This window comes from uncultured Algibacter sp., from assembly GCF_905480415.1.
Classification (GTDB): domain Bacteria; phylum Bacteroidota; class Bacteroidia; order Flavobacteriales; family Flavobacteriaceae; genus Algibacter_B.
Map to the genome: position 1 here is coordinate 1 of NZ_CAJQQI010000029.1, position 22302 is coordinate 22302.

At 31.9% G+C, this 22302-nt stretch carries 21 protein-coding genes, 1 pseudogene and 1 riboswitch; of the genes and pseudogenes, 13 read left to right on the plus strand and 9 right to left on the minus strand.

Going from position 1 to position 22302, the window contains the following annotated elements:
- Positions 1 to 110: 110 nt before the first annotated feature.
- Entirely contained in the window at positions 111 to 1979 is a 1869-nt protein-coding gene (locus tag QZ260_RS02760) for a TonB-dependent receptor (protein WP_295982468.1), read from the minus strand.
- Positions 1980 to 2043: 64 nt separating this feature from the next.
- A riboswitch (cobalamin riboswitch) is annotated at positions 2044 to 2241 on the minus strand.
- 209 nt (positions 2242 to 2450) lie between these two features.
- Between QZ260_RS02760 and QZ260_RS02765 the strand changes: the two genes are divergently transcribed.
- From QZ260_RS02765 to QZ260_RS02810, 10 genes and pseudogenes are all read left to right on the plus strand, one after another.
- Positions 2451 to 3596, plus strand: a complete 1146-nt coding sequence (locus QZ260_RS02765; RefSeq protein WP_295982472.1) for an ABC transporter substrate-binding protein — start codon at positions 2451 to 2453, stop codon at positions 3594 to 3596.
- Positions 3597 to 4628, plus strand: a complete 1032-nt coding sequence (locus QZ260_RS02770; RefSeq protein WP_295982474.1) for an iron ABC transporter permease — start codon at positions 3597 to 3599, stop codon at positions 4626 to 4628. It abuts the gene before it with no gap.
- Complete coding sequence (locus tag QZ260_RS02775) at positions 4629 to 5423, plus strand: ABC transporter ATP-binding protein (protein ID WP_295982476.1); 795 nt, start codon at positions 4629 to 4631, stop codon at positions 5421 to 5423.
- 93 nt (positions 5424 to 5516) lie between these two features.
- Positions 5517 to 6837 (plus strand): annotated as a pseudogene (gene rmuC, locus QZ260_RS02780) (DNA recombination protein RmuC).
- Positions 6838 to 6850: 13 nt separating this feature from the next.
- Complete coding sequence (locus tag QZ260_RS02785; RefSeq protein ID WP_295982479.1) at positions 6851 to 7198, plus strand: 6-phosphogluconate dehydrogenase; 348 nt, start codon at positions 6851 to 6853, stop codon at positions 7196 to 7198.
- A gap of 2 nt (positions 7199 to 7200) precedes the next feature.
- On the plus strand, positions 7201 to 7737 hold the full coding sequence (locus tag QZ260_RS02790) for an acyl-CoA thioesterase (RefSeq protein WP_295982482.1): 537 nt from the start codon (positions 7201 to 7203) through the stop codon (positions 7735 to 7737).
- A 114-nt stretch (positions 7738 to 7851) separates the two neighbouring features.
- On the plus strand, positions 7852 to 8235 hold the full coding sequence (locus tag QZ260_RS02795) for a hypothetical protein (RefSeq protein ID WP_295982485.1): 384 nt from the start codon (positions 7852 to 7854) through the stop codon (positions 8233 to 8235).
- A gap of 124 nt (positions 8236 to 8359) precedes the next feature.
- On the plus strand, positions 8360 to 9208 hold the full coding sequence (locus QZ260_RS02800; RefSeq protein ID WP_295982487.1) for a DUF5777 family beta-barrel protein: 849 nt from the start codon (positions 8360 to 8362) through the stop codon (positions 9206 to 9208).
- Between the two features lie 20 nt (positions 9209 to 9228).
- Entirely contained in the window at positions 9229 to 9585 is a 357-nt protein-coding gene (locus QZ260_RS02805) for a hypothetical protein (RefSeq protein WP_295982489.1), read from the plus strand.
- A 57-nt stretch (positions 9586 to 9642) separates the two neighbouring features.
- On the plus strand, positions 9643 to 10194 hold the full coding sequence (locus QZ260_RS02810; protein ID WP_295982490.1) for a YceI family protein: 552 nt from the start codon (positions 9643 to 9645) through the stop codon (positions 10192 to 10194).
- Positions 10195 to 10261: 67 nt separating this feature from the next.
- Here QZ260_RS02810 and QZ260_RS02815 read toward each other — a convergent pair whose 3' ends face one another.
- The 3 genes from QZ260_RS02815 to rpmH form a co-directional block, all read right to left on the minus strand.
- The gene (locus QZ260_RS02815; RefSeq protein ID WP_295982492.1) at positions 10262 to 10888 is read right to left on the minus strand and encodes a T9SS type A sorting domain-containing protein; all 627 of its coding nucleotides are present in this window, start codon (positions 10886 to 10888) and stop codon (positions 10262 to 10264) included.
- A gap of 69 nt (positions 10889 to 10957) precedes the next feature.
- Positions 10958 to 13810, minus strand: a complete 2853-nt coding sequence (gene carB / locus QZ260_RS02820; RefSeq protein WP_295982495.1) for a carbamoyl-phosphate synthase large subunit — start codon at positions 13808 to 13810, stop codon at positions 10958 to 10960.
- Between the two features lie 112 nt (positions 13811 to 13922).
- The gene (rpmH, locus tag QZ260_RS02825) at positions 13923 to 14084 is read right to left on the minus strand and encodes a 50S ribosomal protein L34 (RefSeq protein WP_295982498.1); all 162 of its coding nucleotides are present in this window, start codon (positions 14082 to 14084) and stop codon (positions 13923 to 13925) included.
- A 295-nt stretch (positions 14085 to 14379) separates the two neighbouring features.
- On the opposite strand from rpmH, the gene QZ260_RS02830 reads away from it, so the two are divergent.
- Positions 14380 to 14955, plus strand: coding sequence for a DUF2892 domain-containing protein (locus QZ260_RS02830; RefSeq protein WP_295982501.1), 576 nt, complete (start codon positions 14380 to 14382; stop codon positions 14953 to 14955).
- Between the two features lie 22 nt (positions 14956 to 14977).
- On the opposite strand, the gene QZ260_RS02835 is transcribed toward QZ260_RS02830, so the two are convergent.
- Both QZ260_RS02835 and QZ260_RS02840 read right to left on the minus strand, forming a co-directional pair.
- The gene (locus QZ260_RS02835; protein WP_295982504.1) at positions 14978 to 15904 is read right to left on the minus strand and encodes a lytic transglycosylase domain-containing protein; all 927 of its coding nucleotides are present in this window, start codon (positions 15902 to 15904) and stop codon (positions 14978 to 14980) included.
- 36 nt (positions 15905 to 15940) lie between these two features.
- Entirely contained in the window at positions 15941 to 16606 is a 666-nt protein-coding gene (locus tag QZ260_RS02840) for an alpha/beta hydrolase (RefSeq protein WP_295982507.1), read from the minus strand.
- Positions 16607 to 16722: 116 nt separating this feature from the next.
- Here QZ260_RS02840 and QZ260_RS02845 point away from each other — a divergent pair, with 116 nt between their 5' ends.
- The gene (locus QZ260_RS02845; RefSeq protein WP_295982508.1) at positions 16723 to 17019 is read left to right on the plus strand and encodes an N-acetyltransferase; all 297 of its coding nucleotides are present in this window, start codon (positions 16723 to 16725) and stop codon (positions 17017 to 17019) included.
- A 70-nt stretch (positions 17020 to 17089) separates the two neighbouring features.
- Here the strand turns inward: QZ260_RS02845 and QZ260_RS02850 are convergent, their stop codons facing one another.
- Both QZ260_RS02850 and mtaB read right to left on the minus strand, forming a co-directional pair.
- Positions 17090 to 17608, minus strand: a complete 519-nt coding sequence (locus QZ260_RS02850; RefSeq protein WP_295982510.1) for a hypothetical protein — start codon at positions 17606 to 17608, stop codon at positions 17090 to 17092.
- A 115-nt stretch (positions 17609 to 17723) separates the two neighbouring features.
- Positions 17724 to 19043, minus strand: coding sequence for a tRNA (N(6)-L-threonylcarbamoyladenosine(37)-C(2))-methylthiotransferase MtaB (gene mtaB, locus QZ260_RS02855; protein WP_295982511.1), 1320 nt, complete (start codon positions 19041 to 19043; stop codon positions 17724 to 17726).
- 86 nt (positions 19044 to 19129) lie between these two features.
- Between mtaB and QZ260_RS02860 the strand changes: the two genes are divergently transcribed.
- The gene (locus tag QZ260_RS02860; RefSeq protein WP_295982513.1) at positions 19130 to 20749 is read left to right on the plus strand and encodes an ABC transporter substrate-binding protein; all 1620 of its coding nucleotides are present in this window, start codon (positions 19130 to 19132) and stop codon (positions 20747 to 20749) included.
- 334 nt (positions 20750 to 21083) lie between these two features.
- Here QZ260_RS02860 and QZ260_RS02865 read toward each other — a convergent pair whose 3' ends face one another.
- Complete coding sequence (locus tag QZ260_RS02865; protein WP_295982514.1) at positions 21084 to 22259, minus strand: GlmU family protein; 1176 nt, start codon at positions 22257 to 22259, stop codon at positions 21084 to 21086.
- Positions 22260 to 22302: the final 43 nt, after the last annotated feature.

Genomic DNA, 22302 nt, shown 5'->3' on the forward strand with positions numbered 1-22302 from the left:
AAAAGCGACGACGAAAAATACGGGGTTTGTTATTGCGATTTAAGACCAAAATAAAAAAGGTCGCTTCAAAATACATTAAAGCAACCTTTTTATATTTCTTTTTTTGCTTATTATAAATTTAAATTCAACCCTAAACTTATATTTCTTCCTCTTGTTGTATATCCCAAAATTTCAAAATAATCTTCATTTAATACGTTAGTGACATTTGCAAAAAGCTTCAATTTATTGTTAATTAATTTATGACTAAAATATAAGTCGATTAATGAATAAGAACTTAATTCTTCATTTGAAAATGTTGAAAAATTAGTATCTGTTCTACTCCCTACAAATTGATAATTTAAAGATGCATATGTCGTTTTAGAAAAATCATATCCTAAACTTGCATTCGCTTTATGTTTTGGTATTCTCAATCTCACACCATCTTTTAACTCGGTAAACGTATAGTTAGTAGAAATTGATAAATCTTTTACAACATCAACTTGAGCTTCCAATTCAAAACCATGCACAGTAGCATCTGTAGTTGCGTTTTCATAAGCTGAAGTATAAATAATGGTATTGGCTTCTTTCCTATTAAAATACACACCATTTATACGGAATCCTTTTTTTGTATTGAACTCTAAACCACCTTCTATGGTTTGATTTTCTTCTGGTTTTAAATCTGGATTTGCTCCAAAAAAGCCAAATAATTGGGACAAATTAGGCGCAATAAACGATGTAGCATAAGAACCAAATGCTTTAGCATAACCCTCATTTACAGCAATATCATAAGAAGGGTTTAAGCTATAAACCAAATGTGAACCATACTCACTATGATTATTTAGTCTTCCCCCTGCATTTAAATTCAATCCAAAATCAGAAACATAAACAACATTCAAATAAGGGTCTGTATTTGTGAAACTTTCTTCAGTGGTAAACAAACTATTGTAATCACTATAATTCAAACCTACTATCGTATAAAATGACTCATCAAAAATATATTTATTAAAAGCATCAATAACATAGCTATCGGCTTCATTAACAGAACCAAATTCAGAAATAGTTTCTCTATCTATTTTAGTATACGCAGCATTTACTTGAAAGCTTCCATTTTCATAAGTAAATTTAGGTGATACACCTACTCTTTTTTGCTGGGAAATATATTCATCATCCGTATCAGCAAAAGCATAAGCTGGCGCCGGGAATCCATCAATATCAGTTTTAAATTTATCATAACCAGCATAAGCTGTTATTTCAAAATTATCAGAGAATTCATAACCTAATTTTACATTGGTATTATATCTTGAAAAAGGATCTTTCTCTGGGTTTTCTGATTTTGAAGCAGATAAACCATCAGCATAACGATTACCAAAACTCGCTAAATATGTAAACTTATTTAGTGTACCATTCACAGACACATTGTTAGTAAAATTTGAGCCATTATAATTTAAATCATCTTGTGTTTGATTTGTACCTACTACTGATAAAAAACTAGCAGAAATTTCTTTTTTTGACGATTTTTTAGTGGTTATATTAATCACAGCAGTTGCAGCAGCATTACCATAAAGTGTACTTGAAGCTCCTTTTATTATTTCAATAGATTCAACAGTGTTTAAATTTAATAATCTTAAATCAAAATCATTAGCTACAATTGAAGGATCATTAATCTGTACGCCATCAATAAGTACTAAAACTTGCCTATTGTTCCCGCCCCTTATAAAGGTTCCTAAATTTTGGCCTTCAACACCGCGACTACCATTAATTTCAATACCACTTTTAGTATTAATTAATTCTGAAACAGTTCTACCTTGGTTTCTTTCGATCTCCTGTTGTGAGATTTTAATAACCGTTTTACCTGAATTTTCACGTTTTAATTTGAATCGTGAATCTGAAACAACAACTTCATCAAGTTGCTCTACTTTTGTTGAATCGATTTGCTCTTGCGCAAAACCAACCAATGAGAATCCTAAACATAGGAATCCAAAAACATTTGCTTTTTTCATTTTAATGAATAATTACTCGAGAATCGTATAAATCTATACGCAAACTTTTATCCCGAAAGTTTAACTTATTTGTTTTGAAAATGGCAGGTCTCCTGACTTGCGTCTTCATGTTGGTCTTCCCAAAGAATAATCTTCAGTGACATTGAAGTTGAACATGAAGCGTTGTAGCTCACAGTTGCGGGAACAGTCCTGGTATTTCACCAGATTCCCTTTTAATCCATTCAATCAAAAATTAAACAGAACCAAAATTTCGATGCAAAAGTAGATGATTTAAATAGAAGTAAATAAACAAATTCTACTTTTTCTGATTCATTTAATAAATAAGATAAATAAAGCCGATAAGAAAATGAGCTATTATAACGCCACCTACTATATATATTGTTAAATTTGAACAGTCTCGCATGATATTATTTTTTTTTGAAAATAGATATCTATCAAATAATTAAGCGTGACAAATGTCAGATTACATTTATGAAGCATATTTTTTTTATTTTAATTATTTCATTAGGTTTATTAAATTGTAAAAATAAAATCAAAAAGCAATTAGAAGTCCCTATTGATAACACCTTTATTGACCTTAAATATGCCGAAGGTTTTTCTGTAAAAGATTTAGGAACACATAAAATACTGGAAATAATAAATCCATGGCCAGAAACTGAGAAGCAATATCGTTATGTTTTAATAGATAAAGAACATGCTATAAAAACAACTTTTTCAAAAAATGAATACGATGGCATCCTTATAAATCCGATCAAAAAAATAGTAGTCACATCAACAACCCATATTCCAGCTTTAGAATTATTAGGTGTTGAACATACATTAGTTGGCTTTCCCGGAACCGAATATATTTCTTCTGAAAGTGTAAGACATAATTTAGAAAACGGAGGAATAAGAGAACTTGGCAAAAATGAAGGGTTAAACACAGAAGTACTTTTGGAGCTTAATCCTGACCTTGTTGTTGGCTTTGAAATTGATGGAGGAAACCGATCATTAGAAACTATTAAAAATTCTGGAATTCCTGTCATATTTAATGGCGACTGGGTTGAAAATTCTCCGTTAGCTAAAGCGGAATGGATAAAGTTTTTCGGTATTTTGTATGGAAAAGAAAAAGAAGCAGATTCCATTTTCAATAAAATTGAAAGAGACTATTTAGAAGTGAAACAATTAGCCCAAAACGTGAAAACAAAACCAACCGTTTTGAGTGGTGCGATGCATAATGATATTTGGTATTTACCAAATGGTACGAGTACGGAAGCACAATTATTAAAAGATGCCAATGTAAACTATCTTTGGAGCGGCACAAAAGGTTCAGGAAGTTTGAAGTTGAACTTTGAATCCGTTTATGTGAAAGCTAAAGAAGCCGATATCTGGTTGAGCCCCTCAAATTATATAAGTTTTGAGGCTTTAAAAAATAGCAATGAAAATCACGCTATGTTTAAAGCCTTTCAAAATAAAAATATTTACACATTTACCAATACAACTGGAGCTACTGAAGGTGTTTTGTATTACGAATTAGGGATGACAAGACCAGATTTGGTATTAAAAGATATTACCAAAATTTGTCATCCAGAACTATTAGAAAATTACGAACTTTTCTTCTTTAAACCTTTGAAATAATTGGGAAACAAAAAGACATATCGAATACCCTTTTTAATATTGATAGTTATTTTAATAGCTTGTTTTTTTGTGAATATAAGTTTAGGCTCAGTGTCAATTCCATTAGAAGATATATTTAAGGGGCTTATTGGACATGCAACGGAACAAGAGCCCTGGCAACACATTATTAAAAACTACCGATTACCAAAAGCTTTAACTGCTGTAATTGTTGGTTCGGGTTTGGGGATTTCAGGTTTATTAATGCAAACACTATTTAGAAATCCATTAGCAGGTCCTTTTGTTTTAGGTATCAGTTCTGGTGCAAGTTTGGGTGTAGCTTTAGTCATATTGGGATCTAGTATTTTTGGAGGCGTTTTAGCTTCTCTTTTAATCTCGAAATGGGGCGTAGTTATTGCTGCTAGTCTAGGTAGTTTTTTAGTTTTACTCGCCGTCTTGATGGTATCTTTAAAAGTTCGTGATACAATGGCAATTCTTATCATTGGACTCATGTTCGCAAGCATAACTTCAGCAATTGTAAGTGTACTCTCCTATTTTGGGTCTGCGGAACAATTGCAACAATACGTTTTTTGGGGCTTTGGTAGTTTAGGTAACGTATCATGGGAAGATCTTGGCATTTTATTCTTGATTTATGCTTTGGGCATTACGCTTGGTATTTCGGCAATCAAATCTTTAAACACTTTACTTTTGGGAGAGAACTATGCTAAAAGTTTAGGATTAAATATAAAACAAAGTCGCTTAGTAATAATTATAGCCACAAGTTTATTAGCAGGAACTATTACTGCTTTTACAGGACCTATTGCCTTTATTGGTTTGGCTATTCCACATTTAACTCGACAAATTTTTAATACTTCAAACCACAAAATTTTACTACCTGCTGTTTTTTTATTTGGAGCTATAGTGATGTTAATTTGTGATAGTATTGCTCAACTACCTAACAGTGATTTCACTTTACCTATAAATGCCATTACATCATTAGTTGGTGCTCCCGTTGTAATTTGGTTATTAGTTAGAAAACGAAAAATAGTATTTTAAATGGAAAGCAAAAACCAACATATCATTTTAAAAACTAAAGATTTATCAATTGGTTATACTTCAAAAAAAGGAAAAACTATAGTTGCTTCAAACATCAATATTGCATTAAAGAAAGGGAGCCTTGTAGGTCTAATTGGAGCGAATGGCATTGGTAAATCTACGCTTTTAAGAACACTTACTAATGTTCAAAACGCTTTAAGCGGAAAAGTTTTGATTAATGATACTGATTTCCTGAAATACGCTCCAATTGATTTAGCCAAAGTAATGAGTTTAGTTTTAACCGAACCTTTAGCTGCAAAAAACTTATCTGTTTTAGATCTCGTAGCTTTAGGAAGACAGCCTTATACAAACTGGGTTGGCAACTTATCTCAAAATGATATCGAGATAGTCAATACCGCGCTAGAACAAACTAATATTACTGACTTAAAACATAAAAAATGTTTTGAATTAAGTGATGGTCAATTACAAAAAGTGATGATTGCTCGTGCCTTGGCTCAGGATACCGATTTGATTATTCTTGATGAACCCACCACGCATTTAGATATGTATCATAAAGCGTACATTTTAAAATTACTTAAGAAACTGGCTAAGGAAACCAATAAAACTATTTTGTTTTCATCACATGAAATAGATTTAGCTATTCAGTTATGTGATAATTTAATCGTGATGACAAATAATGAAGTGGTCTCAGATGAACCATGTAATCTTATTTCTAAAGGCACTTTTGAAACATTATTCCCAAAGGATTTAATTGCATTTGATGAAAAAACAGGTAGTTTTAGGATAAAAAAATAAGAATTCATAAAAATAGATTTCTAATAGAAATCTTCTGTACCAGTCTTTAATCTTTCAACTTAAAAATTTATCTTTGATTATATTCCTTTCTAAATGAACGACAGTCTTATTCTTATTATATCCATTTTAATTTCTGCAGCTATTGGGGCCTATTTAGGCATGCTTTACACAAAACTTAAAAGTAAAAGTGACCAAAGCACGCTTAAAGAACGGCAAAACCAAATGGGCTTAACCATTGAAGAGCTAAAACAAAATTTAACCAAAATAGAAACTGAACGTGAAGAGATTCGAAGAGAAAAAGAATTTTTAAGCACAGAATTAGCTAAAAGAAATTCGGAATACGAAAATCTACAACAATTAAATGTAAAACGTGATGCTGAAATAGAAGAACGACAAGAGCAATTACGTAAAGATTTTGAACTTTTAGCCACTAAAATTCTTGATGAAAAGTCTGAAAAATTCACAATTCAGAATAAAGAAAACATCAAAAATATTTTGAATCCACTTCAAGAAAAAATTAAAGTTTTTGAAGAGAAAGTCGATTTAACTCAGAAAGAAAGCATCAGTATGCATTCGGCATTAAAAGAGCAATTACTGGGATTAAAAGACCTCAACCAACAAATGACAAAGGAAGCTACCAATTTAACTAGAGCATTAAAAGGCGACAGTAAAATGCAAGGTAATTGGGGAGAATTAGTTTTAGAACGACTTAGAAAAATCAGGCTTAGAAAAAGACCGAGAGTATTTTGTTCAACAAAGTTTTACAAGAGAAGATGGCTCTCGTGTTTTACCTGATGTAGTTTTACATCTTCCTGATGGTAAAAAAATGATTATTGATAGTAAAGTATCTTTAACAGATTATGAGCGTTTGGTTAATGCAGACGATATTGAAAAGGCACCTTTTCTAAAAGCCCATATTAACTCTATTCGAAAACACGTAGACCAACTTTCAGATAAAAATTATCAAGATTTATATGATATTGAATCGCCAGATTTCGTACTCATGTTTATCCCTATAGAACCAGCATTTGCAATAGTTGTAAATGAAGATAATTCCATCTATAATCGAGCCTTTGAAAAGAATATTGTTATTGTAACACCATCTACCTTACTTGCAACTTTACGGACCATTGACAGCATGTGGAACAACGAAAAGCAACAACAAAATGCCATAGAAATTGCACGACAAGCTGGGGCACTTTATGATAAATTTGAGGGCTTAGTTTCAGATCTTACTGGTGTTGGGAAAAAAATTGATGCAGCAAAAAGTGATTATTCTTCAGCTATGAATAAACTAGTTGAAGGAAGAGGCAACCTTATTACAAGTGTCGAAAAACTAAAAAAAATGGGTGCAAAAGCTAAAAAATCTCTTCCTGAAGCTATTATAAAACGTGCTGAAGAAGACACTAATTAAACTAATTTATTTGATGAAATTTTTAATTAAACTATTTATAGTCATACTCATCGTATTTGCTGGGTTTTTCAGTTTCGTCTATTTTGCGCACTACAGTGATGGCATAAGAGCAGGAAAACTTGTAAAGTTTAGCAATAAGGGTATTCTATTTAAAACTTGGGAAGGAGAAATAAGTCAAGGCGTTTCTGAGGCTCAAACATTTATCTTTTCTGTTGAAGATGACGAAAAGCAAACCATTGAAGACTTAAATAGATTACAAGGTAAATTTGTTAAACTTCATTATTTTGAGCGTTACAAAACATTATTTTGGCTTGGAGATACAAAATATTTCATAACTAAAGTTGAAGAAGAACAAAATTAAATATGTTTAAACACGTCAAGGAATCTCAAGTATCGCTAACGGAGCTTATGCTGCCATCACACTCGAATTTTAGCGGTAAAATTCATGGTGGGCATATATTAAACCTAATGGACCAGATAGCTTTTGCTTGTGCATCAAAGCATTCTAGAAATTACTGCGTAACCGCATCTGTCAATAAAGTTGATTTTTTAAATCCGATTGAAGTAGGTGAATTAGTAACTCTAAAAGCCTCTGTTAATTATACTGGTAAAACATCTATGGTAATTGGGTTAAGAGTAGAATCAGAAAACATCCAAACGGGGAAAGTAAAACATTGTAACTCCTCTTATTTTACAATGGTTGCGAAGGATGAAAACGGAAAAAATGTAAAAGTCCCTGGTTTAATTTTAGATACTGAGCAAAGTGTTAGACGTTTTGCAAGAAGCATAGCTAGACAAAACCAAACTAGAAAAAGATCATCTAATTTTAAAGCTTCAGAATTTAAAGTTGAAGAGCACATTGAATTTATAAAAAAACAGAATGCTAAGGTGGACTTGTAATGGAAGTTTTTTTATATTATCTTAACAGATATACTAAATCACTTATAAGCCTTAGTAAGGATGTATCGATTTAATTTTTGTGACCTAGAAAATGTATTCAAATAAATAGAGTTTATGCGAAAATGGATTGTAGTATTAGCTATTATATTTCTCGCTGCTGCAGGTAGTTATTTATACTTGTTTCGTGAGCATAGAGATATTAAAAATGAAAAACCAGAATTAATAATCACATCCGCTTTAATCATTAGCGAGTTTATTCAAGAACCAAGCAAATCAGAACAAAAATATTTAAACAAAACAATTCAAGTTTCAGGAATAATTAAAGAAATTAATCCAAGAGGCCTCTTGTTGTCAGATGGGATTTATTGCACTATCAATGATAGTTTGGCTCATTCTTCTTTGAATATTGAAACACAAATAACAATTAAAGGTCGTGTTATTGGATTTGATGATTTACTAGAACAAATCAAGTTAGATCAATGTTTTATTTTAAATTAGATAATTCGATTTGTAAAATGCGCTTAAAGTATTTGTCTATGATTTTAAAGAATATTAATTATTAAAAATCTAATGGTATATGATTAATGCAAAAAGATTTATAAAACCTAAACACTAAATATATATGAAATACCTATTACTATTTCTTTTTTGTTACCCAGTATTAACTTATTCTCAAAATGATTTGCTAGAAGATATAGATTCAGAATCTAGAGATACTTCATATGTAATTGCAGCTTTTAAAGGTTTAAAAGTTGTTAATTTCGAATCTACTAAACTCGTTTATAAAAATGAATTTACACTAGTTGTTTCTCATAGATTTGGGAGTATAGAAAATGGATTTGACACCTTTTTTGGCTTAGATAATGCCGTAACACGCCTTAATTTTATTTATGGAATAACAGATGCCTTTAATATTGGAGTTTCTAGAAGCTCGTTCCTTAAAGTCTATGATGTGACGGTAAAATACAGACTAAAAAGACAAGAAAAAAATGGGTTTCCATTTACTATTGTAGGCTTTAATGCCTTATTAATAAATACAGCTCTTGATAAACAAAACCTGCCTTTTTTAGAATTTAAGCATCGATTAGGGTATACAGCTCAATTTCTTATTTCTAGAAAAATAAACACTGATTTTTCATTGGAGCTTGCTCCCACTTTTTTTCATGACAATTATGTCGCCATTGATGAACAAAAAAACTCACAATATGCATTGGGGTTTGGCGGGAGATATAAACTAGGGAAAAGATGGTCCATAAATGCTGATTACGGCTGGCATTTAAATAGAGCCAATAATTCTCCATACAAAAACCCGCTCTCCATTGGATTTGATTTAGAAACCGGTGGTCATGTATTTCAAATGCATTTCTCAAATGCTCAAGCTATGAATGCTAACGGATTCCTGGGGCAAGCAGAAGGCAATTGGTCTGATGGAAATATTTATTTTGGATTTAATTTAAGTCGAACTTTTTAATAATTTAAATAACATTTGCTATGAAATTTAAAAACTTAATTCACGTAATAGCGGTTACAATTATTTTTTACAACTGCTCGAGCAGTAGTAATGATGATTTAACCGAACAAACTCCAGAATTACCTATTGGTAAAATTACTTATGATGCTAATGTAAAAGCAATTATTAGTAATAACTGTACAAATTGCCACGGAAGTCCAGCATCAAATGGTGCGCCAACCTCATACAGCACATACACTCAAGTAAAAAATTCAATTGAAAACATATTAGGTCGCATTAATAATGCATCAAGCCCAATGCCGCAAGGTGGACTAATGACACAGTCATTAAGAGATGATATTCAACAATGGAAGGATGACGGGTTATTAGAAAATTAATTTCTGTTTTGAATTCGGGTAACATTTTTTTAGTGCAATAAAGCAAAAAGAAACCTTATGAAATATTTAATAATCACAGTATTCTCATTAATCAGCTTGTTTAGCTTTTCTCAGAATAAATTTATCACTAGAAACGGAATTGTTTCTTTTGAAGCATCTTTACCTTCTTTTGAAGAAGTAAAAGCTACAAACAAATCTGTAACAGCCATTATTAATACTGAAAACGGAGAGTTTGCGGCGTTAGTACTTGTTAAAGGATTTCGCTTTAAAAATGCATTAATGGAGGAGCATTTTAATGAAAATTATGTTGAATCAGACAAATATCCGAAAGCAACATTTAAAGGTAAGATTAGTGATTTTGATATAGAAACACTTGAAGCCTCAAAAAGAAAGATGACTTATAATGGTACCCTTGAGTTTCATGGTAAAACTAAAACATTAGAAAATTTACCTTTAACTTTATCAAAAGATGAAGCTAATAATATTATCCTTTCTGGTACATTTGAAGTAAACGTTGACGATTTTGATATTAAAATACCTAAAGTGGTTAGTTCTAAATTGTCGAAGATAGTAATTGTTACATTCCATTTTATTCTAAATAAAAAATAAGAATGGCTAAATCATAAAAAAAGCCTTCATTGAAAAATGAAGGCTTTTTTTATTTTATAAGTGTAATTTAAATCTTTACAAATCTTCTTGTTATAGACTTACCTATTTTATTAGAAGAAATTTTCATAAGGTAAACACCATTATTCCAGTTAGCAATGTCTAGGCTATTTGATAATTTGTTAGCTTCTTTTACAACAATACGTTTTCCTAAAACGTCAAATGCCTCTATAGTTACATCGCCTGCAATCTTACTAGGAATATCAATTTTTAAATTTGAAGAAGCAGGATTCGGATATAAATTAATTGCATTTAGAACATCTTCAAAAGATTGTACATTTAACGTACCTTCAGCAACAACAGTTATTGTCCCAAACATATTCCCAGGATGCGGTTGACAGACGTAATTACTAGTTCCAACAGTAATGAATTTATGCGAAAATGTGTTTCCTTGTGTACCAGAAAATGCACTCTCGAAAGTTTCACCAGAAGTGCTTTTCACATTATGACTACTTCCATTTGCAGACCAAGTCCAAATTACGGTATCACCAACTTCTATTGTTCTGCTAGAATTAGCATTCCCCGCTGCTGATGGAGTTGAATTAAAACTCCAATCAATATTGATTGTCTCATTAGTTTGCGCCTCCAAACTTATGGTAGCGGATAATAATAAAGTAAAAAGTAATTTTTTTAACATAGCTTTAGATTTTATAAATTTTTTTAATAAAAATAACATAAAAACACTACTAAAACTAAAAAAATAGAACTATTTACTCAAGTACATTTTCCGTCTAGAATATAAATCATAGAACTCATCGTCTTTTAAGCTATCAATAAATAAAATACTTTCTCCAGTACTTTTCATTTCTGGTCCTAATTTTTTATTGACATTATGAAACTTATCAAATGAAAACACAGGTTGTTTAATGGCATAGCCATCTAACTTAGGTTGGAAATTAAAATCTTTCACCTTCTTTTCGCCTAACATCACTTTCGTTGCATAATTCACATAGGGCTCACCATACGCTTTGGCTATAAATGGCACGGTTCTAGAAGCTCTCGGGTTTGCTTCAATAATATAAACGGTATCATCTTTAATAGCAAACTGAATATTAATTAAACCGACTGTTTTTAATGCTAAAGCAATGGTTTTTGTATGATCAATAATCTGTTGCATCACTAGAGGCCCAAGATTAAATGGTGGTAATAAAGAGTTACTATCTCCCGAATGAATACCACAAGGTTCAATATGCTCCATAATACCAATAATATACACATCCTCACCATCGCAAATCGCATCAGCTTCAGCTTCAATAGCACCATCTAAATAATGATCCAGTAATAATTGGTTCCCTGGCATTCTACCTAATAAATCAACAACATGCTTTTCTAACTCTTCTTTATTAATAACAATTTTCATACCCTGACCACCTAGAACATACGAAGGACGCACTAAAATTGGAAAATCCAGTACATCAGCAATAGCAGAAGCTTCATCAGCCGTCGTTGCAATATCAAATTCAGGATAAGGAATATTATTTTCTTTTAAAAGGTTTGAAAATAAACCTCTGTCTTCAGCTAAATCAAGAGCCTCAAAACTAGTTCCTAAAATTTTAATACCATATTTCGTTAATTTTTCGGCCAATTTCAAAGCGGTTTGACCTCCGAGCTGTACAATAACACCTTCAGGTTTTTCATGTTTAATGATATCGTAAATATGCTCCCAGAAAACAGGTTCAAAATATAATTTATCGGCAGTATCAAAATCTGTTGATACCGTTTCAGGATTACAATTAATCATAATGGTTTCATAACCACATTCAGCGGCAGCTAAAACGCCATGAACACAACAATAATCGAACTCTATACCTTGACCTATTCTATTTGGTCCAGATCCTAAAACGATAACTTTTTTCTTATCAGTAACTATACTTTCATTATCTGCATATCGGTTACCATCAGCCGTTTCCATATCACTTTCAAAAGTGGAGTAATAATACGGTGTTTTTGCCTGAAATTCTGCTGCACATGTATCAACTAATTTATAAACTCGATTCACGCCTAACGCTTCACGTCTACTATACACTTCACTTTCTAAGCAACCTAGCATATGTGCTATTTGTCTATCTCCATAACCTTTTTGCTTAGCTTCGAGCAATAAATCCTTTTCAAGTGTATTTATAGTAAAAGTTGAAATTTCATTTCTTAAAAAATGAAGCTCTTCATATTGCTTTAAAAACCACATATCGATTTTTGTGATTTCATGAATTCTACTTAATGGAATTCCCATTGCAATAGCATCATAAATAATAAATACCCTGTCCCAAGAGGCGTAAGTAAGTTTTTCTATGACTTGTTCATAGCTTTTGTTTTCTTTTGCGTCTGCACCCAATCCATTACGCTTAATTTCAAGAGACTGTGTTGCTTTATGAAGTGCTTCTTGAAATGAACGACCAATGCCCATGACCTCTCCTACAGATTTCATTTGAAGTCCTAATCGTCTATCCGATCCTTCAAACTTATCGAAGTTCCACCTCGGTATTTTAACAATTACATAATCTAAGGTTGGCTCAAATAATGCAGAAGTTGATTTTGTAATTTGATTATTTAATTCATCTAAGTGATAACCCAATGCTAATTTAGCTGCAATTTTCGCAATTGGGTATCCCGTCGCTTTACTTGCTAATGCAGAAGAACGCGATACACGAGGATTAATTTCAATAGCAATAATATCTTCGTTTTCATCAGGTGAAATAGCAAATTGCACATTACATCCACCTGCAAAATCACCGATACTGCGCATCATATGTATGGCCATATCACGCATTTTCTGATATGTTCTGTCACTTAATGTCATTGCTGGAGCTACCGTAATAGAATCCCCAGTATGAATCCCAATAGGATCCATATTTTCAATAGAACAGATAATCACAACATTATCATTTGAATCTCTAAGTAATTCTAACTCGTATTCTTTCCATCCAATTAGAGCCTTATCTATCATAACTTCGTGAATTGGAGAAATCTCTAATCCACGCGTTAATAATTCATCAAAATCTTCTTCTTTATAAACAAAAGATGCCCCAGCACCACCTAAAGTAAATGAAGCTCTAATTATCAAAGGAAATCCGAATTCCTGTGCAATTTCTTTACCCTTTAAAAATGAATTAGCAGTAGCTTGCGGCGCCATAGGTATACCAATTTTAAGCATCAACTCTCTAAACTGCTCTCTATCTTCAGTAATATTTATAGCATCAATATCAACACCTATGATTTCAACGTCAAAATCTTTCCAAATTCCTTTTTCATCGGCCTCAATACATAAATTCAAAGCTGTCTGACCACCCATAGTTGGTAAAACCGCATCAATTTGAGGGTGTTCTTTTAAAATTTTAATAATCGATTTTGTGTTTAATGGCAACAGGTATACATGATCTGCCATCGTAGGATCAGTCATGATGGTTGCAGGATTCGAATTGATTAAAATAGTTTCAATTCCATCTTCTCTTAGAGAACGTAAGGCCTGAGTTCCTGAATAATCAAATTCACATGCTTGTCCAATTACAATAGGACCTGAACCAATAATTAGTATCGATTTTAGTTTTGGATTTTTTGGCATTTTTACTGGTTATATGTTGTACTTTAATGTGTTGCAAAAATAGTAATCAGTAGATACAAAAAAAGGCGTTACACTTAAGTAACACCTTTTAATTATCAACAATTGTTAATCATTATTTCTTATGTCTATTTTCAGATGACACAGATAATTTTTTTCTTCCTTTAGCTCTTCTACGTGCTAATACCTTTCTACCATTAGCAGAAGCCATTCTTTCTCTGAAACCATGTTTATTTCTTCTCTTTCTTTTTGATGGCTGAAACGTTCTTTTTGGCATGTTCTTATTTTTTTAAATCTGAATTGTAATTTTTAGAATAGAGGCTCTATTAAAACCGAGGGCAAATATACAAAGCCTTTATTACTTTGCAAATCATTTTTTGAAAAAAATTTGATTTATTTATTAAGTCAATAAAAGTTATGTAAGACCTTTATTTAAATGGTATAACCGTATATTTTGTTAAAAATCTATATGCACATTTTAATAAAAATTTAGTTTCTTTGCAATCATAAAACTATAAATTAGTTTGTTTTACATGTAAACCTTACTATTTACCATTCAAAATTTTACTATTATGTACAATAAAATCATAAAACTTGTAATTGCATTTGGAATAATTGCCTTTGCCGTTTATCAATTTACTGAAAGCTATATTGGAAATGGTATTGCACTTATATTTTTATCGCTAATTTTTATATTTCTGTATTTTAAGAATGAATTTATCCTAATCGCTTTTTTAAGATTACGAAAACAAGATTTTGAAGGTGCCAAAAAATGGCTAAACAAAATCAAGAATCCTGAAACAGCTCTAGTAACTAAACAACAAGGATATTTCAACTATCTGCATGGTATTATGGTTTCTCAAGATAATATGAATGAAGCTGAAAAGTATTTCAAAAAAGCAATTTCTTTAGGTCTATCAATGGATAATGATTTAGCTATGGCAAAGTTAAACCTGGCTGGTATTGCTTTTTCTAAACGAAGAAAGCAGGAAGCTCAAAAACTACTTACCGAAGCTCAAAAACTAGACAAACAAGGAATGCTTGCAGATCAAATTAAAATGATGAAGCAAAACATGAAACGTGCTGTTGGCCCAAGTCAACACTACGGATCTAGTGGCTCTGTGAGAGCTCAAAAAAGAAGAGGATAATAGTGTTTAATTACTTTCTATACTAGTTTAAACCATAATACCCGTCTTTAGGTATTTCTACATAATATGGTTTTTTTGATTTATTATTAAGGTGTGGCTCGCGCAACCACGGATTATGAAGTTTTAATATTTTATAGTTGATCCCGAAGCTTTGTGCAAACTGAGTAAAATCAGTAACTGCAGAATCCACCTCTACTTTATATGTTGGAATATTAGTATATAAATCTTTTTCTCTGAAGTTGAAACCGTATTTTTTGGGGTTAGACAAAATCTCTTTCAATGCTACGATCCTGAATAAATAACGCCCTGTTTCTTCTCCTAACAACAAATCATAATACCCTGCAACACCTTGTTCTTTTAAACGTCTTGAAACACCTGCATTTCCCGCGTTATATCCGGCTGCAGCCAGTGTCCAAGACCCTAATTTAGATTTAGAATTTAAAAGATATTTACAAGCTACTTCTGTAGCCTTTTCAAGATTATAACGCTCATCTACATTTTTATTAACTTCTAAACCGTTTTCTCTACCAGTGGCTGGCATGATTTGCCAAACACCTCTAGCCCCTGCAGGAGACACAGCATTGGTTAAACCACTTTCTATAACCGCTAAATATTTAAAATCGTCTGGAACGCCATTTTTTGCTAAAATAGGTTCAATAATTGAGAAATATTTTTTAGCACGTTTAAACATCAATAATCCGTTAGATTGCCAATACGTATTAACTAATAACTCTCTATCCATACGCTCTAAAATATCTGGGTTTTCTAGTGGCATAGATTCGCCAGCAAAATTTAGATCATCCGGCACTTGAAGTGCATAAACATTATAATCGTTTATCAATTTTGTTTCAAAATTTTCATCTGTAGGGGCATCTTGGAGGGCATAAATAAATAATGTACATAAACTTAATAATCCTACAAACGCCAATACTTTCTGTAATATCTTCATTTTAATAAGTTTTTTTATAAAATTAAAAAAAATAGTTTAGCTACCTAAAAGTAGTTTAGGTAAATTTTCGTTAAACCATTTATATTTATTGATAATTGCAATATGCGAACCGTTTTTAACAACAATACAGTTTTTAATATATTTAATAGGAAATACGGGATCCTTATCACCATGAATATGAGTAATATCAGGAATAACTTCTTTCTGCTCCCAGCACACCATTTCTTTTATTGCCCAACTTAAGTACTTACTATCGTTAACGGATAGATATTTTTTATAAAGCTCCACTCGCTTTATTATATTTTCACCAAACGCATACTTCTCAAAGATTTCAATTTTACTTGCTAATTGTGTTGGAATAAATATGTAAGCCTTAGTCGCTTTAGCTAATAGCATTTTTTTTGGCAACTCATTCATAGACTTAACGCTAGATACAATAATAAGTTTTCTAACTTTAATGTGTTTACTTATTTCTTGTACCAAAACGCCTCCGAACGACACACCCAGCAAAATACTATTTATGTGCTTAATATGTTTGGAAAGCCTCAATGCATAATCACTGAGGCTTTCATTATCAATAGGAATAATCCATTCCAATAAATGAATTTTAAATTGGTTTTCAGGCAATTTAATATGTTCAAAAATTTTAGGACTTGCCGCCATTCCTGGCATTAAATAAACATGTATTATCTCTTGAACCATAAGGCATTAACCTTTAATATTGTTTATTTTATCGATTCTTTTTTGTACTTTTGCACAAAGTTAGAGAAATAGTACTCACTATTTTAGATTCCTAAGAAATAAAACAAAAATTTACTATGGTTGGAGCTGCAGAATTAATTGACAATGATTTTTTACGTCAATTTGAAATTAAAATTGATGATGACTTGGCAAAAATTGAATACTCTTTGCAGGAGCGAAAGATTTTTTTAACCAAACTAATTATTCCAGATAGCGTAAAAGATGAAGGTTTTAAAAAGGAGTTTTTATCACTTGTTTTTGAACAAATAGAATCGCGTAATTTAAGTGTTATGCCGACATGTCCGGAAATAGCAAAGTTTGTAAGAGGTAACAGAAAGTACAAACGAATGCTCCCTGTCGGGGTTAGAATATAAGTTTCTTTTAATAGAGAATAAAAAAGCCGAAACTTTGCAGTTTCGGCTTTTTTATTCTCTATTAATTATTTTATTGTTTATCGTAAACCAAGGTTAAATCTTTGGCTTCTAAAACCTCTGTAAAATCTTCATTGTAAATTTTAATTCTACCCTCAAAAACTAAATAGATTTGATTGCCTTCAATCATCGCTTCACTTTCTCCAATCGTCATAACTGAATCCTTAACTGTGTATTCTGTCGCTAAACTGATTACACCTTCAGTATCACAAGCTATATCAAAACGAAATATATTAGTAGTCTCGTTTAATAAAGCAATTCCGATATCAGGATTGAACGTTGTATTTAAAGACACAATACCATTATTATCAAAAAACAATGTTTCGTTACGCGAACATTCAATCTCATTTAAAAGATTCGCACTTACCATACCGTCGTTATTAATATCAAATCCTCCTTCAATATTCCAAGCTGTTAATTTCCAAACACCTGTAATAGATGAATTATTTGAATCTTGCATATCGTCAGCAGAACAACTAGTAAAACATACTAGAACAAATGCAGCACATAGGTTTAAAAGTAATTTATTCATATTGGGGCATGATTAATTAATTGTAAAAGTATACGTAGAAGTTACATTTGCACAATAAATAAGCTAAATGACTTAAATTCAAGGTTTATTCGTCGAAAACTAAAAGAAACTATCTTCACAATACCTCTAAAAACTCAAATCGCACCAATCCATCATCTTCAATTTCAGTGAGCTCTACCTGATGCAATGTATTAACTAATTCAGGATTCCAAGGCGTCTTTGTTTTTACATAATTTTCAGTAAAACCATGAATATAACCTTCCTTATTTTCGCTTTCAAACAAAACCGTTCTTGTAGTTCCCATTTGACTTTCATAAAATGCACGACGCTTTTTCACGGACAATCCCCGTAACATTTTACTTCGTTTACTTCTTATATTATTTGGCACTATACCATCCATGTCTGCTGCTTCAGTATTGTCTCTTTCAGAATACTTAAACACGTGTAAATATGATATATCTAACTCAGTTAAAAAATTATAAGTTTCTAAAAAAAGATCTTCCGTTTCTCCTGGGAATCCAACAATCACATCCACACCAATACATGCATGGGGCATCACTTCTCTTATTTTAGCAACTCTATCGATATACAATTCCCGCATATAACGACGCTTCATTTTCTTAAGAATAATGTTGCTTCCTGATTGCAAAGGAATATGAAAATGAGGCACAAAAGCTCTAGATTTTGAAACCAAATCAATCGTTTCATTTTTCAACAGATTCGGCTCTATAGATGAAATTCGTAAACGCTCAATCCCTTCTACTTCATCTAATTCATTCACTAAATCTAAAAAAGTATGTTCGTGCTTTTTATTGCCAAATTCTCCTTTACCGTAGTCGCCAATATTAACACCCGTCAGTACAATTTCCTTAATGTTTTGTTTTGAAATGGCTTTGGCATTTTCCAAAACATTATCCATTGTATCGCTACGGGAAATCCCTCTAGCTAAAGGAATGGTGCAGTATGTACATTTATAATCACAACCATCTTGTACTTTTAAAAAAGCTCGTGTTCTATCACCTATGGAATAACTCCCTACATAAAAATCAGCTTCTTCTATTTCACAGGAATGTACTTCTCCTAAATCATTTTTAGACAAGTCGTTTAGATAATCTGTAATTTTGAATTTCTCAGTAGCTCCAAGTACTAGGTCCACACCATTAACATCTGCCAACTCTTGCGGTTTTAACTGGGCATAACAACCAACTGCAGCAACAAAAGCTTCCGGATTAGCTTTTTGAGCTTGCTTTACAACAGTCTTAAAACGCTTGTCTGCATTTTCGGTAACAGAACAGGTATTTATAACATAAATATCAGCTTTTTCAGAAAAATCAACGCGATCAAAACCTTCATTATTAAAATCTCTGGCAATAGTAGAAGTTTCTGAAAAATTCAGTTTACAACCTAAAGTATAAAATGCGACTTTTTTATTCATTGTATTTTCTTTTCCGTGAAGACGGAAATCTCATTATCTTTACCTCCTTTGATTAAAAGATTGCAAATTTACAACTAATTAGTCACATGATAAAACCAATTTTAAGACAAATAATTAGCTATTTATCAATTAGTTGTATACTTATTTTATTGTTTTCTTGTGTTAATAAATCAAACACTAACAAAGATCATCTCGTGTTTCGTTATAACGAACATGCCAACATAAACACTTTAGATCCAGCCTTTTCAAGAACACTCCAAGACACCTGGGTTTGCAATCAGCTATTTAATGGCCTAGTACAACTAGATAGTGATTTGAATATTCTTCCATCCATTGCAAAAGATTGGATCATTTCTGAAGACGGACTCATATATACTTTCAATTTACGAAACGATATTTACTTTCATAAACATAAACTATTTGGTAAAGACTCCACCAGAACCGTTGTTGCGAGAGACTTTACCTATAGTTTAAATCGTTTAAAAGACGAAAAAATTGCGGCTCCTGGAAGTTGGGTTTTAAATAAGGTTGATAGTTTTAAAGCTGTTAATGACACTGTTTTTGAGATTAGCTTAAAACAACCTTTTCCTGCATTTATAGGTTTACTAAGCATGAAGTATTGCTCTGTAATCCCCAGAGAGGTTGCAGAATTTTATGGAACTGATTTTAGATCGCACCCAATAGGTACAGGCCCATTTAAACTTAAGCGTTGGGAAGAAAATATTAAACTCGTTTTCAGAAAAAACAATCATTACTTTGAAAAAGATGAAACAGGTAAACCGCTGCCGTATCTAGAAGCTGTGGCCATTACATTTTTACCAGATAAACAAAGTGAATTTTTACAATTTACTCAAGGAAATATTGATTTTTTAAACAGTTTGGATGCTTCATATAAAGATGAGTTGTTAACTGCGGATGGAAAACTTAGAGGTAAATACGCCGAAACAGTTGACATGATAAGAGGTCACTATTTAAACACTGAATATTTAGGTTTTTACTTAGGTTCTCAAACACCGGAAATTCAATCAGAATTAATACGAAAAGCTATAAATTTCGGTTTTGACAGGAAGAAGATGATGATCTATTTAAGAAATGGTATTGGAAATCCTGCCAATGGTGGCTTTATTCCAAAAGGACTTCCTGGACATAATCCATCAATTGGTTTTACCTATAAACCAGAGAAAGCAAAACAATTGGTTGAACAATTTAAAAATGAAAGCGGTAGCACAAATCCTGAAATCACTTTAGTTACATCAAGTAATTATTTAAGTTTTTGTGAATTTATACAACGTGAACTTGAAAAAACTGGACTAACAATTAATGTTGATGTGATGCCAGAAGCAACTTTAAGATCAGCCAGATCAAACGGAAAAGTTGATATGTTTAGAAGTTCTTGGATTGCTGATTATTTGGATGCTGAAAACTATCTGTCTATTTTTTATAGCAAAAATTTTGCTCCCGATGGGTCTAATTACTTTCACTACAAAAGCACCCAATTTGACAGCTTATACAACAAAGCTTTTACAGTAACAGATATTGAAAAACGAAAGCATTTATACACGACTATGGATTCTTTAGTGATGCAAAAAACGATTATGGTTCCTTTATATTATGATGAAGTGATACGGTTTACTCGAAAAAATGTAAAAGGATTGGGAACTAACCCAATTAATTTATTGGATTTGAGGTATGTGCAGAAAGATTAGTTTTCTAGTATTTTTTTTATCATTTGGCTGTATTCAGTAGATAAATCGTAAAATCGTTTTCCAATAAAGTGGATTAATAAAATTCCTAAAATACACTTTCTTATTTTTAGCAAACAATATCCAGTTTTAGCAAACTAGAAAGTTATATGCTCTCGACCAGAAGATCGCGAACGAGTGCGCTAGGGATCGAAGTGGCATCCTTTTGCGAAATTTTGAAACGTTATGCACTAATTAAAATTAGGAATTTAATAAAAATAAGATCCCGAAATAAATTCGGGACTGCTTCGCAGGAAGATATAGCGAAAAACGCGCCCCTTAAGGTAACGCCCATATGCTATTCTCTTCGATACTTTTTTGTTTCTTCAAAAACATGCTCGAGGATAACCTTGTCTTGGTCTGAAAATTCGATTTTACGTCTTGCCATAACAACGTCCGCAACTTCAAATGCTTTTTTGGTTAAATAGGTCGTAAAACCACTATTACCACCCCAACTAAAGCTAGGTACAAAATTACGCGGGAAACCGCTACCAAAAATATTAGCGCTTACCCCAATAACAGTGCCGGTGTTAAACATGGTGTTAATACTACATTTGCTGTGGTCGCCCATCATGAGTCCGCAAAACTGCAAGCCTGTTTTAGCAAAACCTTCGGTTTGGTAATCCCACAAGCGTACTTCGGCGTAATTGTTTTTTAAGTTGGAATTGTTGGTGTCTGCACCTAAATTACACCATTCGCCTACAACTGAATTACCTAAAAACCCATCATGGCCTTTATTCGAATTATCAAAAATAACAGAATTATTAATTTCCCCTCCTACTTTACTTGATAATCCTAAAGTTGTTGGTCCGTAAATTTTAGCTCCTAATTTTACAACTGCGTTTTCACACAATGCTAATGGTCCGCGGATTATAGCCCCTTCCATTATTTCAGCATTTTTACCGATATAAATTGGACCTTTACTAGCATTAAGTGTTGTGAATTCTAATTTCGCACCTTCTTCAATGAAAATATTTTGTGGTGCTATAATGTTGTTACTTGCAGGAATAGATTGCGATGTTTTTTCTTTTGTAATTAACGTAAAATCTTCTTGAATGGCTTCTCCGTTTTTAGAAAAAATATCCCAAGTGTTTTCTATTTTGATAATATCTTCAGCAAACTCAATAGCCTCATAGTCCTGAAAATCAATGTCGTCTTGTGCTTCTTTAGTAAAAAACGCTATAACATCTTCATCTTTAAAAATGGCTTGATTCGCTTTTAAGTCTCTAATCATTTCTACCAACTCTAAATTTGGAAGATAAGATGCATTAACCATAACGTTTTCATCCATTTCAACCATAGGGTACTTATCTGATAAATAATCCTCAGTAACCGTGGTGGTGGTTGTTTTTAAATAGAATTCCCACTTTTCTCTAATGGTTAAAATACCAACACGAATATCGGCTACTGGTCTTGTAAATGTAAAAGGCAATAAATTATTACGCGATGGACCATCAAAAAGGATATAATTCATAAAACAAAAAAATTAAAAGTTGAAAGTTAAAAGTTTACCCTCT

Excerpts from the sequence above, each read along its gene's own strand:
- carB (WP_295982495.1), bottom strand. The coding sequence starts at position 13,810 with ATGCCAAAAAATCCAAAACTAAAATCGATACTAATTATTGGTTCAGGT.
- QZ260_RS02800 (WP_295982487.1), top strand. The coding sequence starts at position 8,360 with ATGAAATACCTATTACTATTTCTTTTTTGTTACCCAGTATTAACTTAT.
- QZ260_RS02830 (WP_295982501.1), top strand. The coding sequence starts at position 14,380 with ATGTACAATAAAATCATAAAACTTGTAATTGCATTTGGAATAATTGCC.
- QZ260_RS02805 (WP_295982489.1), top strand. The coding sequence starts at position 9,229 with ATGAAATTTAAAAACTTAATTCACGTAATAGCGGTTACAATTATTTTT.
- QZ260_RS02775 (WP_295982476.1), top strand. The coding sequence starts at position 4,629 with ATGGAAAGCAAAAACCAACATATCATTTTAAAAACTAAAGATTTATCA.
- QZ260_RS02850 (WP_295982510.1), bottom strand. The coding sequence starts at position 17,608 with ATGAATAAATTACTTTTAAACCTATGTGCTGCATTTGTTCTAGTATGT.
- QZ260_RS02810 (WP_295982490.1), top strand. The coding sequence starts at position 9,643 with ATGAAATATTTAATAATCACAGTATTCTCATTAATCAGCTTGTTTAGC.
- QZ260_RS02765 (WP_295982472.1), top strand. The coding sequence starts at position 2,451 with ATGAAGCATATTTTTTTTATTTTAATTATTTCATTAGGTTTATTAAAT.
- mtaB (WP_295982511.1), bottom strand. The coding sequence starts at position 19,043 with ATGAATAAAAAAGTCGCATTTTATACTTTAGGTTGTAAACTGAATTTT.
- QZ260_RS02835 (WP_295982504.1), bottom strand. The coding sequence starts at position 15,904 with ATGAAGATATTACAGAAAGTATTGGCGTTTGTAGGATTATTAAGTTTA.
- QZ260_RS02815 (WP_295982492.1), bottom strand. The coding sequence starts at position 10,888 with ATGTTAAAAAAATTACTTTTTACTTTATTATTATCCGCTACCATAAGT.
- QZ260_RS02865 (WP_295982514.1), bottom strand. The coding sequence starts at position 22,259 with ATGAATTATATCCTTTTTGATGGTCCATCGCGTAATAATTTATTGCCT.
- QZ260_RS02785 (WP_295982479.1), top strand. The coding sequence starts at position 6,851 with ATGAAATTTTTAATTAAACTATTTATAGTCATACTCATCGTATTTGCT.
- QZ260_RS02795 (WP_295982485.1), top strand. The coding sequence starts at position 7,852 with ATGCGAAAATGGATTGTAGTATTAGCTATTATATTTCTCGCTGCTGCA.
- QZ260_RS02760 (WP_295982468.1), bottom strand. The coding sequence starts at position 1,979 with ATGAAAAAAGCAAATGTTTTTGGATTCCTATGTTTAGGATTCTCATTG.
- QZ260_RS02860 (WP_295982513.1), top strand. The coding sequence starts at position 19,130 with ATGATAAAACCAATTTTAAGACAAATAATTAGCTATTTATCAATTAGT.
- QZ260_RS02840 (WP_295982507.1), bottom strand. The coding sequence starts at position 16,606 with ATGGTTCAAGAGATAATACATGTTTATTTAATGCCAGGAATGGCGGCA.
- rpmH (WP_295982498.1), bottom strand. The coding sequence starts at position 14,084 with ATGCCAAAAAGAACGTTTCAGCCATCAAAAAGAAAGAGAAGAAATAAA.
- QZ260_RS02790 (WP_295982482.1), top strand. The coding sequence starts at position 7,201 with ATGTTTAAACACGTCAAGGAATCTCAAGTATCGCTAACGGAGCTTATG.
- QZ260_RS02845 (WP_295982508.1), top strand. The coding sequence starts at position 16,723 with ATGGTTGGAGCTGCAGAATTAATTGACAATGATTTTTTACGTCAATTT.